This window comes from Vibrio sp. ED004, assembly GCF_023206395.1.
Taxonomy (GTDB): Bacteria; Pseudomonadota; Gammaproteobacteria; order Enterobacterales; family Vibrionaceae; genus Vibrio.
Window position 1 is genome coordinate 2,520,831 of the sequence record NZ_CP066149.1, and the last position, 13,494, is coordinate 2,534,324.

The window sequence follows — 13,494 nt, forward strand, 5'->3', positions numbered from 1 at the left end:
CTTGTTATGAAACTAATTTTCCATGTGATCATTTCAACAACCTTAGTTTTCGATAACTGGATTACCCCAAAAGCGATTTATCAATTAAAATTTTCTTACAATTTTTATTGGTTTTTTTTAACCCCCTATTTGATAAAGGTAAATTCGCAATGTCGACCAAACTAGCTAACCCAGCGCCGTTAGGCTTAATGGGTTTCGGTATGACCACTATTCTTCTTAATATCCACAACGCAGGTTTCTTTCCACTAGATTCAATGATCCTTGCAATGGGTATTTTTTACGGTGGTTTAAGCCAAGTTATCGTTGGCACAATGTGTTTCAAACGTGGTGACACGTTCGGTACAACTGCATTTACCTCTTACGGCCTATTCTGGTTGTCTCTAGTTGGTCTAATCGTAATGCCTTACATGGGCCTACCAGCAAGCCCAGCAGCATTCATGGGTTGGTACCTACTTCTATGGGGCATCTTCACAGGCTTCATGTTCATCGGTTCTCTATGCTACCCAGTAGCGAAGCAAGTAGTATTCGGCTCACTAACTATCTTGTTCTTCCTACTTGCAGCTCGTGATTTCACAGGTAGCCAATTGATCGGCACTATCGCTGGTTTCGAAGGCATCTTCTGTGGTGCTTCTGCTATTTACTTCGCAATGGCACAAGTAATCAACAACGAATACGGCCGCACAGTACTGCCAATCGGTGAGAAGAAAGCACCTCAAATGGCAACACAAGAAATCGCTGCATAATCTCGCGTTTCTTAGAAATATAAAAAAAGGGTTAGCCATGGCTAACCCTTTTTGGCATTTGCTCTAAAGAAAAACAGAATCTAGAGCAACTTATCGTTCAAAAGCTGTAATTGAAGGCCTTACGCTGAAGGCTGTTCTACTGGCTTGCTATTTGCCACTTCAGCTTCTGGCGACTTACCCGTCTTACGCTTGTACTTCTCTTCCCAGTAAGTTGCACCTTTGATGCCTAGTTTTACAGGGTTGAACGTGTACTCGGTTACGCCTTTACTCTGTTGCTCTTCGTAGTCAGCCAAAGCTTTAAGCGCAGGCTTAGACATGAAGAAGATGATCAGAATACCAACGATGTTTAACCATGCCATCAAGCCAACACCAACGTCACCCATTGCCCATGCAAGGTTCGCTGTTTTAACTGTGCCATAGAAAACCGCAGTGATAAGAACAAGCTTAAGTACGAACATCATGCCAGGGATCTTGATGGTACGACGTAGGTAAGCAATATTCGTTTCTGCAATGTAGTAGTAAGCAAGAATCGTTGTAAATGCGAAGAAGAACAGAGCAAATGCGATGAATGGCTTACCAACACCTGGTAGTGCGCTTTCAATCGCTAGCTGTGTAAATACAGGGCCGTTTGCACCAACGTTTGCTGCTAGGTTTTGTACAAGGAATACGCCTTCTGCGCCACCGTGAACGTTGTAAGCACCAGTGATGATGATCATGAACGCCGTAGCAGAACAAACTAGCAGTGTATCGATGTAGATAGAGAATGATTGAACCAAACCTTGCTGAGCTGGGTGATCAACACTTGCTGCCGCAGCTGCGTGAGGACCAGTACCTTGACCCGCTTCGTTTGAGTAAACACCACGTTTAACACCCCAACCAATCGCAGCGCCGAAGCCTGCCATAGGTGTGAATGCATCACCAACAATCATAGAGAACACAACAGGAACTTGGCTGATGTTTAGTAGGATGATAACGAACGCGATGATGATGTAAGCCAATGCCATGAATGGAACAACGATTTGCGTGAAGTTCGCAATACGTTTAACACCACCGAAGATGATGAAACCAAGGATGATAGCGACAACAGTACCAGTGAAAATTTTAGCGAAACTGAATGTACCGACAGCTGTTTCGATCATTGCACCTGAGCCAAATGCAGCTTCTACAGCGTTACCGATACTGTTTGACTGAACACCTGGAAGTAAAATACCACAAGCAAAAATCGTCGCGATTGCAAAGATCCATGCGTACCACTTCTGACCCATCGCTTTTTCGATGTAGTAAGCCGGACCACCACGGAACTGGCCTTCGTCTTCTTCTTTGTAGATTTGCGCTAGCGTAGATTCTGCAAACGCAGTTGCTGCACCAAAGAAGGCTACAACCCACATCCAGAATACTGCACCAGGGCCACCGAAACCGATAGCAGCAGCAACACCTGCAATGTTACCTGTACCTACACGGCCAGATAGCGAAACAGCAAGTGCTTGGAAAGATGAGATACCTTTATTCGAACTTTTACCAGATAGTAACAAACGCCACATTTCAAAAAAGTGACGAATTTGTACAAATCGAGTCATGACCGAGTAGAACAAACCAGCACCTAAACATAGATAGATAAGTACTGGACTCCAGATTATTCCATTCAAAAAATCAACGAATGACTGCATGAGTATTTTCCCTGTTAGTTTTACTTGTGATTGTTTTTCGAACAACACAATACTTCACTTGTAACCTGAGTGTTAAATTATTTAACTGCGCATTCGGATTACTGTGACATAAAGCATGTTATGGGAGCGAATTGTTAACGCTTAGTGCTATTTCGATAATTGTTCTATTTAAAATTAAATGCAACTGGTTGCTTTTGGTTGGGTTTTGCAAAGTGCATAAATAGTGATTAATACAAAAGTGTGAATTGCTTGAAGGATAAAGAATGGGCAGAGACCGAAAATTGCTCATTTAGCCGATTGGAAGTAATGGCTGTAACTAGGTGGATGTTATAAGTAGGTTAGAATATATCACCTCCATTTAGAGTTCTGGTAGCTTTAAGAGGAGGTCTTCTTTAAAGGAAGGATATAGCAAGAGGGCACGCGACATCCGCAGCTGTGCCCAGTTAAAAGCCTGTTTTAAACAACATTGAATCCCTGTTTTACCAACTCTTGAGCGAATTCAGACTGGGTATCTGGTTCGCCATGAATCAAATGTACTTCTTTGGGTACCACAGGAATGCCAGCAATAAAGCGCTTGAGATCTTCTTGGTCGGCGTGAGCAGAGTAGCCAGACATGCCATGAATTTGAGCATTCACCTCCACTTGTTTGTTGTCGATTGATACCTGCATTTCACCTTGTTGAAGCTCTCTCCCTAGCGTGCCGTGCGCTTGGTAGCCCGCTAAAATCACATCGGTTCGTTTATCTGGCAGTAAGGCGGATAAGTAGTTCATGATTCTGCCTCCCTGACACATACCGGAAGCCGCGACCACAATGGCAGGCTCACCAGTTGAACGCAGTCTATTGACGATTTTCTTATGCATCCTATGCCCGTCGACAGTTATGCATTGCTCAAATGCCAGTGGATGACGTTTCAGTTCAAGCCGTTGTTTTGCCTCTTGGCCCCAGAGTTCCTTAAAGCGCCGATAAGATCGGGTGACTTTCAGAGCCATCGGTGAATCAAGAATGATAGGAATGTTGGCACTGAGTTGATGCTCAAAGATCAATTGCTCAATATCAAACAGGAGTTCTTGTGTGCGGCCAATACTGAATGCCGGGATCAAGATGACACCACCATCGAGTAGCGAACGATCGATGATCGCTTTAAGGCGCTCGGCTCGTGTCGCAATATCATCGTGGATGCTAGTGCCATAGGTCGATTCGATAAACAGGTAGTCGGCCTTTTGAGGAGGCATAGGGTCAGGCAGTAACGGTGTATTACTTGGCCCTAAGTCCCCAGAAAACACCACCACTTGCTAATTAGGTAACTTTATCTCGATATAGGCAGAGCCTAAGATATGCCCAGCAGGTTGAAAACGAACATACAGAGTATTTGGCCTACTATGATCCTTTCCGTTATTTTGCTGTTTGGCAGCGATAGGAAACCACTCTCCATAAGGCTTGGGAACAATCAATGAGTGGAGCTTTTTCAGTATTAGCTTTGCTTGTTTATGGCTTAGTCCTTGCAGCTTTAAGCCATCTTCAATCATTAAAGGGGCAAGTTCAGCGGTGGCTTGAGTGCAATAAATCGGTTGGTTGAACCCGGTGGCAAGCAACCAAGGCAGTCGCCCGATATGGTCTATGTGAGTATGAGTTAACAGTAGGGCATTGAGGTGGGATGTTTCGAAATCGATATCAAGAGGGCGACTGTCTCTACCTTGAACCTCTTTACCTTGAAATAAGCCACAATCGATAAGTACGGCTTGGCCGGAATCTCTTAGCTCGTGACAAGATCCTGTGACCGTATGTTTACCGCCATGGTGAATCACTTCCATCGTTTACTCCCATTGTTCTTTGCCGTATCCCGCGTTTTATTTTGCGGATAACCGTCGGCAAGTAAAACAAGAACAATGAGAGTTGCGATCGTAAGGTCTCTTTTTGGGTAACTGAGCGATAACTCAATGTTTTCGCTGCGAGTTAGCTCGTAGAAGAACGATCAGAATCAAGCTCTGGGTTTTGCTGTGATTCCAATCTAGCAACTTCGACATCAAGCTCCGCAATCTTCTCAGCCATTAAAGTATGGCAGTGATTCGCCAGTTCTCTTGCTTCACTCAGCTTGTAGTCAGATACATCAATAGGTTCAAGCATCTCGGTAATCACAATGCCGTTGTTTAATCGGTTAAAGTCGATTTTGTTGTGAGTGGTGCTCGTGCACATAGGGGTGATAGGCACACCTGCCTCAATTGCCATTCGGAAAGCGCCCGTTTTGAAAGGCAATAGCCCGCGGCCTTTACTACGAGTTCCTTCAGGGTAAACCCACACAGACAGATCTCGTTGATGAATCGCTTCTGCCACTTGTTTAATGGTATCGCGCGCTTTCGACTTGTCTTCACGGTTGATCAAAATGTTCCCCGTGATCCAATACAGAAGCCCAAAAAACGGCACCACTAACAAATCGCGCTTTCCTAAAGAAACGGTGCGTGGTCTTAGCATTCCAGGGTCGGTGACAAAGTCCAATATGCTTTGGTGGTTAGAGATATACACGCTTTTTTCTGGTGTTGGCGCATTCTCTAGGCCGCGCTGAACCAGTTTTACACCAACTATCTTTTGTAGTTGATTGAACCAGCGACAGAAAACGTACACATGCTTAGGGTTCTTGGGGCTAAACAAGCAGTAAACAAAAGCACATAGAGTGGTGAAAATAATAAACACCGTAGCCAAGATAATACGAAGAACAGCAAGCACAACTCACTCCTTACTCACTGCAAGGAGGCAGCGATTAAATAGTTTTAGATAGTTGAAGTTTTCACTCTATTTAACCGAATTGCAACAATTAACTGTGCTAGAGGCCTTTTTTTAGATCTTTATATAAAACAATGACTAACAATAGGTATTAGACGCGCATATCGAGCTTACACGTGTTCACCAGTAATGGTTCATGGTAACCAAAACTGTTTATTTGGGTCGGATTGTTCTACCCATTCAGGATCTTGGCGCGCCTCTAAATAGAGTTGCAGACCATTATAAGACATGAAAGCCGCAGGGCCACCAAGGTGCTCGAAATAGTCAAAATAGTCATCTTCAAGCGCACATAGGAGAGCTAAGTCTTCCACCTTGTTTACGATTGCCCATTGAATCGCAAACACTGGAGCTGTTGAACCTGCAACCGAGACTTCTTCGATATCTGGATTGAACATCGCATTAGCCTGTTCCAGCAAAATCTCTTGTTGTTCAGACTCTTGCTGCAACACCTCGTCGATGATCGCCAAGCGCTTGGTATTAGAGACATTCTTATTCAGCTTCGCAATTCTCAGTGCGTAGCTAAACCTTTCTGATGAAATAATATTGACCAGCTCCGATAGCAGTTCTTTGTCTACGCCTGCAGCCTTGGTGAAATAGTCGATACAAGAGTGGATTGAAGCATAACGAGTGCCTTCAAATTCAAAGCCACTGGTTTCGTCATATGCCTCAATGGCGGTGGTATCAACCGACAAAGGCCAGCCTTGATACTCGACTCGTTGCTTGGCGATTTGATACATCTTCCAAGCGCTGCGCCCAAAGCCGCCAAGTGTCGAGCCTGTAAACTCGCTGTCTATCAGCTCTTGCTCAGTCCAGTTCTCACCAATACCTAGGTGCTTGGCATACTTATCAATGAGCGCATGCTTTATCTGGTCGCGCACCGCCCAAATCGAAGTTAGGTCTTTCGCATATTTCACACTCGCGCACTCTTTACACGCTGGTAATGCTATCGGTGCATGACCAACCTTGGCAAAAAGCGAAGCGGTTTTAGGAAACTCAACGCTGTGATTAGAAGGTTCACCACAAAACCAACAGGTGTGGCGTAGGTTGAATGGGATGTCTATGTATAAGTATTGAGTCATTGAACGTCTATCGGCTGGGTATTGAGGTTAGGGGTATTATTGTAAAAGTAATTATCTCTGTTCGAGTGTCGCCTTGCACCTGGTTTGTTTCACTTTTCCTTTGAACATGGTTTTTGGTTTTTGGTACTTGGTTTTAGGTACTTATCTCGGGGATGGTTAGGTAGAGATATGTTGATATAAAACAGCCACTAATAGTGAATGTTGATGTGAGTGGCTGAACCGATATGTGCCGCTAGTAATCCTGTAAGGTCACTATTACTATAGGGTTAGTCTCCTTACTCCATTAGCGCATATGTCCTCATCGATTCCTTTTTACGATAAAAATGCTCACACACTATGTCAGCAGTACAACTCTGTGGATTTCGAAGCAGTGCATAAAAGTTGGCAAGCCTATTGGCCTTTAGAGGGCGATAAGGTGCTAGATGTGGGGGCGGGAAGTGGTCGTGATGCGTTATGGATGCAAAAGGCTGGCGCTGAAGTCATCGCGATAGAACCTAGTGTGTCATTACGTGAGCAAGGCTCTGAATATACTGGGCCAAGTGTTACATGGTTAGATGATTCACTCCCATCATTGAGCCGTACTGAAAACCTCGGAATGCGTTTTGACCTGATACTGGTGAGTGCGGTGTGGATGCACCTTGCACCATCATATCGAGAGCGAGCATTCAGAAAGTTATCTAACTTACTCGCTCCAAATGGCAAGTTGGTGATTACGCTACGTCACGGAGAGTTTCATGACGACCGAGAGGGCTATGAGGTCTCGGTTGAAGAGCTTGAGCGTTTATCGAAGAACAGTGCTTTATTGGTGCGTCATGTTGATGACAGCCAAGACACATTGAAGCGCAGTGAGGTTTGGTGGCAAACCGTAGTGATGACGTTGCAAGATGATGGTTCGGGTGACTTAAACAAGGTGCGCCACATTATTGTGAATGACAATAAGTCGGCCACGTACAAATTGGCATTGTTAAGAACCTTACTACGAATCGCAGATGCCCATTCAGGTGCTGTGATTGATCGAACCGATGGCAAAATATCTCTACCAGTGGGCTTGGTTGCTCTGTATTGGGTTAGGCAATTTAAGCGTCTAATTGATATCGATATAGAAGGCGTTGGGATTCAGCAAAATAGCAACACGAGTAAAGGCCTAGGCTTTGTAAAAGACGATGGCTGGAACAAGCTAAAGCATCTCAGTGCTGATGATTTAGCGATAGGCACGCTGTTTATTGGTGATGAAGCCAAAGCACTGCAGAAGTTGTTTTCACAGACGATCAGCACCATTAAATCGGGCCCAGTGACCTTTATTTATCAAGGTTCCAAAGAGAATAAGTTGTTTGAGATACTCCCACCTCAACAGCGACGAAAGAGTCGAGAATCACTAGTTATCGACAGCGAGTTCTTAGCAAGCTTTGGTTACTTCACACTGGATGAAAGCTTATGGGAATGTTTCAGAATCTATCACTCTTGGATTGAGCCGTTAGTCGTGAATCAATGGGTGATGGAGATGCAGCGTTTTGAGTTAAATCGACAGCGCAACATTTCACTACAGACCTATCATGACTGCTTAGTCTGGATTGACCGAAACCACGATACTCGTGACGTACGCAAAAGAGTTGAGCAACTTAGAGCCGAACATGCAGACATTGTCAGCGTTTGGAGTGGAAAGTCGTTTAAAAATGAGTATCACGTTGATCATTGCCTGCCTTTTGCTCACTGGCCGAATAACGATAAGTGGAACCTTTTTCCAACCACAAGCAAAGAGAACTTAAGCAAAAGTGACAAAGTGCCTACCGCTGAAAAACTTCGCGCGTCTAAACCTCGTATTCTCGAATGGTGGCAATTGGCGTGGAGTGATTCGGCTCATTTTGAACAGCAGTTCTTTTCTGAAGCAGCACTTTCTTTACCCAATATTCCACCACAGTGTCGAGATTTCGAAGAGGTGTTTGACGCAATGGGTCTGCAGGTACGTGGTGTGAAAAGTCGACTGTTAATCAATGAGTGGCATTGAGCGCCAGGTTTACCCGCAAATTTAATCCTTTAAACAACGGTAGAGTAAACAATGAAATACATCGGAATTGATGGCTGTAAGGCGGGATGGATCGCTTGGATTGTCTCTGATAATCAGGCCCCTGTGTTTAAAGTGGTAAAGGCGCTTGATGAGCTAGCGAGTGATCTTGTCGGTTCTACGGCACTTATTGATATGCCGATTGGTTTCAGTGACGCGCAAACTCCAGATCGTTTATGCGACAAAGCAGCAAGGCGTTTTCTAACCAGCAAACGCGGTTCTTCGGTGTTTCCTGTGCCGTGTCGCGAGGCGGTTTACCAAACCGATTACATTGCGGCGTGTAATGCCAATGTGCAGCGGCTTGGTAAGAAGTTCTCTAAGCAAACTTGGGGGATTGTTCCTAAAATCCGAGAGCTAGATAAACTCATCGACGATCACCCGAACTTATCGATCAGAGAGTCCCACCCTGAGGTGGTGTTCGCGGCCTTGAAAGGGGAACCGCTTACGTTTTCTAAGCGAACTCAAGAGGGCAAAGAGGAAAGGCTTTCGATTATTCAGCAACTCGCCCCGCAATGGGGTGAGGTTGTGGCGTTAGCTATCTCAAACACCAAGCGTAAAGATGTCGCGATAGATGATATTTATGACGCATTCATATTGATGTTGATTGCGTATCACGCTCCAATATTGTCGTGCTTGCCTGAACTTACTGAGATTGGCGGAAAAGCTGATAAGGATCAGAATGGTCGAATTCGCGAAATCGTTTATTGGAAGAAAATGCATTAGCAAAGTATGCGCTCTGTTAGGTTGAGTGTGTTACTTTCCATCTCTTGTTTTTTTACTCTTACTGTTTTTGAGCCTTGATATGAAACGTTTAATTGTTGGTTTGCTGGCAACCTTGATCAGTGCGGCGAGTTACGGCCAAGTTGCGCCTGTTTCTCAGTGGCAATGCGACATGATGAAAAAGAACAAGGTATTGAATAGTGGAGCGCCTGTTGGCTGTGACCGACTATCCAAAGTGGACTTTGATTTCGTTAACTTTAAGGGCGAAACGCAACAGGGGAGCATGATCGTGCTTGATGTTATCGCCCCTTCTGTTGAACAAATCTTTTTAGAACTCAAACAGCGTAACTTCCCACTGCATTCTGCGCGCCTAATGCGAGAGTTCAACGGTGATGATAACGCCTCGATGGAAGCGAACAACAGCAGTGCGTTTAATGCTCGGCCTATCACAGGCGGAGGAGGTTGGTCGAAGCATGCTTACGGTGTGGCAATCGACATCAATCCAGTTCAAAACCCTTTCTTAGCGTTCGATAGCAACGGGACCATTACGGTCAAGCCACCACAATCGGCAACCAGCTATGTAAACAGAACTCGCTTTCGTGCTCGCAATGACATTGAGCGCCGAGGCATGGCGGAAGATGTGGTCGAGCTTTTTGCACATCATGGTTTCATGATCTGGGGAGGAGACTGGAATACCCCAATCGATACTCAGCATTTCGAGGTCGGTTCGAGAAAGTTCGTTAATCAACTGCTCTCTAAACCACAACCTGAAGCCAAAGTACTATTTGAGCGATACGTCGAATCTTACCGCCAATGTTTTAATAAAAATAAAGGTGAGGGTGCAGAAAAAGCTCGTGCTGTCTGTGCAAAGAAAACGGTCGGGACTTTTTAGTGCTATGTTTATCTAGAACCGTTTGTGTTTTAGCAAGTTAAACTCGCTTCAGGTGTGTTTTGAATAGCTAAGGTCAGCGCTCGTCGTTGGTCTTTTTTGTATTCATTTCTTCAATAGAACGCCGAGTATTGAAAGGTTATTGGGTATCCATTAGTCAATAATCGATAAGCGAATGCAGCGCAAAGTCATCGGTTTGTCATTGAAAAAGTCATAGCGTAAACGTTATGTGAGAACCATCGCTGGTGGGGAACTTCTTGCCTATTCGCCAGTATTATTAGTGAACTGATCACAACGGACCAACTAATGAAAAAGATACCTTTGGCTCTAACTCTTTTAAGCACTCTACTTTTTTCACAATATTCTTTGGCTACAGATACTTCACACACCACGCAAAATCCGACTTATGAACTCGATGGTAAGGCGGTATTAGGCCGCACTGAGAATGTGTACCTATCGAGCGTTCAAGGGCTAAAAGACGTTCCTTTCATTGGCAAAATCGACACCGGTGCAGAAACCACCTCTATGCATGCGGAAGACATTCATGTGAAGAGCACGAATGCCAATTATAAGAATCTTAAAGACAAAGAGTTGATGGCGGCGTTAACCGAAGATGTGTTGAACAATAGCGATGTTGATTACGATGATTGGGAAGGCAGCACCTTTGCAAAATATGAAGCGGTGGTCTCTTTCAAGGTTCAAAACCCACGTACGGGTGAGATGGTATTGATTGAGGCGCCATTAGAGCGTGTCAGCATGATTCGCAGCCGTACCAGCAGCACGCCTTTGCTTCGCCCGACGATTAAAATGTCTCTGACCATTGCAGACCAAGAGCTAAAAACCGACGTTAACCTGACAGACAGAAGCCACTTCTCTGCGCCTGTATTGATCGGCAAAACCTTCCTTGCAGATAACGCGTTAGTGTTTGCTGGCTACGACTATTTGCAAGAGCAAGAGAACGCAACAGTGGTTGGCCGTAAAGAGGTAGTGTCTATCTCGGGTATGGCGATGAACGCGACTTTCTCTTTAAAGAACCGCTACAGTATTTTGCATGCAAAAAATATCGACGTAGACAAAAAGAACAACGAAGTGACGTTTGATATGTTCGATAACGATGGCAAGCAGAAAGAGATGACATTGCCATTGGTGCGCATGTTAAGCGTAAGTGGAAACAAGAGACCATTAGTGTATGTACCTGTTCAACTTGATGAGAATACGACTAAAGATGTTCTCGTGTACTTACGTGACCGTTCAAGCAGTAGCTCACAGCTTAGGTTGGGAACCAACACCGCCAGCGAACTCTTCATGATTGATACCAATGCTGAGAATATTCTTTCAGAAGGCTCAGAGAGCTTTAGTGATGTGGCTGAGGCCAGTGAACCGTTGATCATTTCGCCGGAAGAAGATATTACCATCGACAACTTCCCACTTAAGGCTGTGGCTTCTTTCACGGTAAATACACCTCTGTTGAAGGTCGATAGTTTTGAGATTATTGGCAAGGGCAAAGATGAATCTGTTGAGTTCTACCTAACTGACGTCAATGGCGAAAAGCAGAAGGTGACCAAGCCAATTATTAAAAAGCTGAAAGTAGGGGAAGATACTCGCCCGGTTGTAAGCGGTGAGTTCTCGGTTTCTGGCAAAGTTCGCCAACAAGACTTCGCGATTGATGTGTTAGACAGCAATGAAAAAGAGGCCTACTTCATCCTTGGTAAGAAGATGGCGAAAGAGGGTGTTTACGTGAACACGCGTTCTGATTATCTATTGAAAGCCGAGCCTTTGTTTAAAGTCGGGCACATTGAAGTGGTTGAAGTGAACGGCATGACATTCCCTGCCAAGCTAGATACCGGTGCTGACGTTAGCTCTATGAACGCGGTGAACATCAAGCGATTCAAGAAAGATGGCCAAGACATGGTGACCTTTACTTATCAAAACAATCAAGGCGATAAACAAGAGTTTACCAAGCCAGTGATTGATGTGATGCGTATTAAAGCGAAGAAAGGCGAAAAGGTGAACATTCGCCCTGTCGTCGAAATGAACGTTAAGCTAGGCGACCTAGAGAAGAAGGTGAGAGTTAACCTTCAAGATCGTTCACGCTTCGAGTACAGCATGATTCTGGGTAAGAACTTCCTGAAGCACGGCGCGGTAGTAAGTAGCGATGAAGATTACGTATTAGGGAAAATGGAGTAAAGTTTTTCTTTGAGCACAACAGTTGCTGTTGTGCTCTGAAGAAGAAATGGCATGCGCCTATCTCTGTGAATAGAATCGGCGTTGCTCAAATATTCCTGGCGGGTTAATGCTTATTAGTTTGCCTTTTGACTTGTTTAAAATGCGTAAGACAGGCTAAGGAAGTGCAGTCTATGTGTGGTCATTTTGCCCACGTAATCGTTGCCACCAGTAAATGAGTAAGTCACATCAGGGGTTCCCAAATCACGATACTCATAGGCTAGGCCAATTCTATGTTTGTTTGTGAGAGTGTATTCCAAGCCAGCTCCAATAGCCCATTGGTCTACCAGTGGTAGGTCTGGTTTTGCATCGTAGTCATTCATCGCTTTACTATCGTATCGAGCACCCACTTGATACTTCCATGAGCCTTGGGTGTAGTTTACCGCGCCACCTAAATGGTAGGTATTCTTCATGGTACGGTCATCAGCCTTGCCGTACGCTTTCCACTCTTCAAAGCCAGTCTGCAATTTTACTCCCCATTGCTCATCAATTTGATGACTTAATCCAACCGTTAATATACTTGGCCATTTGAATTCTTTATTGAATCTGTAGTCATCAATATTGAGCTTTAGTTTGTGCTCTGTGGCGTGTTTGTAATTGATAGCTAAGTACGTGGAAGGGCTGAAATCGTACATTGCAGACAGCATAAAGGAGGCGCGTGTTGAATCGTCGTCGCTGTTCATGATTAATGGAATATCAAGTTCTGCACTTAAGTTTTGTACAATGAGAGCTCCACCTAAAGACAGCTTTTCATTCAGTTGATAGGCTGCACCTAGATGTAAGTTTGCGATCTCTACAGATTGTTCCCTATATATTCCCCCTCCCATTAAGCCATTGTTGTATTTCATTCCAAGGCCGCCTTCACCGTGCAATGACGCACCTAATACAATCTTGTCTGTTAGGCGCTGAGCTATGGCTGCACTGGGTAGTACCGTGCGTTTTTTCCCTCGAGTTGTCGTATGTTCACCATAAAGGTCACCATCATGCGCAGAAGCTGCATCAAGGTACTGGATACCAATAGATAGGCTTAGGTCTTCTATGGCAGATAAACCTGCAGGGCTGGTGATCATGGCAGAGGCATCCGTGCGATTCGTTGAGTTGGCAATCCCTGCCGAAGAAACACTATCAAACGTTGCCACTTCGGGAAGTGCAATTGCGCCAGCAACTACGCTACCCGTAAAAAAAGTGGACATAATGAGAGCTGTCTTGGAGATCTTCATCGAAACTTCCTCTTAATCTTTGGTGTTGATATACAGAAATGGATTTTCAGCGCACCAAGATTAAGGGAAGAGTTCGGTTTAGAAACAGGAAACCCAAGATTTACCATTCTGG

The 13,494-nt window shown here is 44.6% G+C and carries 9 protein-coding genes and 1 pseudogene; 5 read left to right on the plus strand and 5 right to left on the minus strand.

Annotated elements, in window-relative coordinates; all coding sequences use genetic code 11:
• The first annotated feature begins 149 nt into the window (after positions 1–149).
• Positions 150–743, plus strand: coding sequence for a GPR1/FUN34/YaaH family transporter (locus tag ITG10_RS11370; RefSeq protein ID WP_004737553.1), 594 nt, complete (start codon positions 150–152; stop codon positions 741–743).
• A 119-nt stretch (positions 744–862) separates the two neighbouring features.
• On the opposite strand, the gene ITG10_RS11375 is transcribed toward ITG10_RS11370, so the two are convergent.
• The 4 genes and pseudogenes from ITG10_RS11375 to ITG10_RS11390 form a co-directional block, all read right to left on the minus strand.
• Entirely contained in the window at positions 863–2,410 is a 1,548-nt protein-coding gene (locus ITG10_RS11375) for an alanine/glycine:cation symporter family protein (protein ID WP_017629963.1), read from the minus strand.
• A 456-nt stretch (positions 2,411–2,866) separates the two neighbouring features.
• Positions 2,867–4,222, minus strand: a pseudogene (locus ITG10_RS11380) (MBL fold metallo-hydrolase).
• Positions 4,223–4,364: 142 nt separating this feature from the next.
• Positions 4,365–5,132 carry a 1-acylglycerol-3-phosphate O-acyltransferase gene (locus ITG10_RS11385; protein WP_248386399.1) on the minus strand — a complete coding sequence of 256 codons (768 nt, stop codon included), beginning with the start codon at positions 5,130–5,132 and terminating at the stop codon, positions 4,365–4,367.
• 191 nt (positions 5,133–5,323) lie between these two features.
• Entirely contained in the window at positions 5,324–6,268 is a 945-nt protein-coding gene (locus ITG10_RS11390; RefSeq protein WP_017632221.1) for a hypothetical protein, read from the minus strand.
• 292 nt (positions 6,269–6,560) lie between these two features.
• Between ITG10_RS11390 and ITG10_RS11395 the strand changes: the two genes are divergently transcribed.
• The 4 genes from ITG10_RS11395 to ITG10_RS11410 all read left to right on the plus strand — a co-directional run bounded on the left by ITG10_RS11395 (position 6,561) and on the right by ITG10_RS11410 (position 12,126).
• Positions 6,561–8,273, plus strand: a complete 1,713-nt coding sequence (locus tag ITG10_RS11395) for a class I SAM-dependent methyltransferase (RefSeq protein ID WP_017632220.1) — start codon at positions 6,561–6,563, stop codon at positions 8,271–8,273.
• A gap of 51 nt (positions 8,274–8,324) precedes the next feature.
• Positions 8,325–9,053: a DUF429 domain-containing protein gene (locus ITG10_RS11400; RefSeq protein WP_017632219.1), complete on the plus strand. Its 729-nt coding sequence runs from the start codon at positions 8,325–8,327 to the stop codon at positions 9,051–9,053.
• A gap of 79 nt (positions 9,054–9,132) precedes the next feature.
• Positions 9,133–9,942, plus strand: coding sequence for a M15 family metallopeptidase (locus ITG10_RS11405; protein WP_017632218.1), 810 nt, complete (start codon positions 9,133–9,135; stop codon positions 9,940–9,942).
• 303 nt (positions 9,943–10,245) lie between these two features.
• A complete protein-coding gene (locus tag ITG10_RS11410; protein WP_017632217.1) occupies positions 10,246–12,126 on the plus strand; it encodes a RimK/LysX family protein in 1,881 nt (626 codons plus the stop codon).
• A 134-nt stretch (positions 12,127–12,260) separates the two neighbouring features.
• On the opposite strand, the gene ITG10_RS11415 is transcribed toward ITG10_RS11410, so the two are convergent.
• Entirely contained in the window at positions 12,261–13,355 is a 1,095-nt protein-coding gene (locus ITG10_RS11415; protein ID WP_164913312.1) for an outer membrane protein transport protein, read from the minus strand.
• Between the last annotated feature and the right edge of the window lie 139 nt (positions 13,356–13,494).

What these genes read in the sequence shown, in the direction of transcription:
- ITG10_RS11370 (WP_004737553.1), top strand. Translation starts at nt 150, where the DNA reads ATGTCGACCAAACTAGCTAACCCAGCGCCGTTAGGCTTAATGGGTTTC.
- ITG10_RS11390 (WP_017632221.1), bottom strand. Translation starts at nt 6,268, where the DNA reads ATGACTCAATACTTATACATAGACATCCCATTCAACCTACGCCACACC.
- ITG10_RS11400 (WP_017632219.1), top strand. Translation starts at nt 8,325, where the DNA reads ATGAAATACATCGGAATTGATGGCTGTAAGGCGGGATGGATCGCTTGG.
- ITG10_RS11395 (WP_017632220.1), top strand. Translation starts at nt 6,561, where the DNA reads ATGTCCTCATCGATTCCTTTTTACGATAAAAATGCTCACACACTATGT.
- ITG10_RS11375 (WP_017629963.1), bottom strand. Translation starts at nt 2,410, where the DNA reads ATGCAGTCATTCGTTGATTTTTTGAATGGAATAATCTGGAGTCCAGTA.
- ITG10_RS11405 (WP_017632218.1), top strand. Translation starts at nt 9,133, where the DNA reads ATGAAACGTTTAATTGTTGGTTTGCTGGCAACCTTGATCAGTGCGGCG.
- ITG10_RS11415 (WP_164913312.1), bottom strand. Translation starts at nt 13,355, where the DNA reads ATGTCCACTTTTTTTACGGGTAGCGTAGTTGCTGGCGCAATTGCACTT.
- ITG10_RS11410 (WP_017632217.1), top strand. Translation starts at nt 10,246, where the DNA reads ATGAAAAAGATACCTTTGGCTCTAACTCTTTTAAGCACTCTACTTTTT.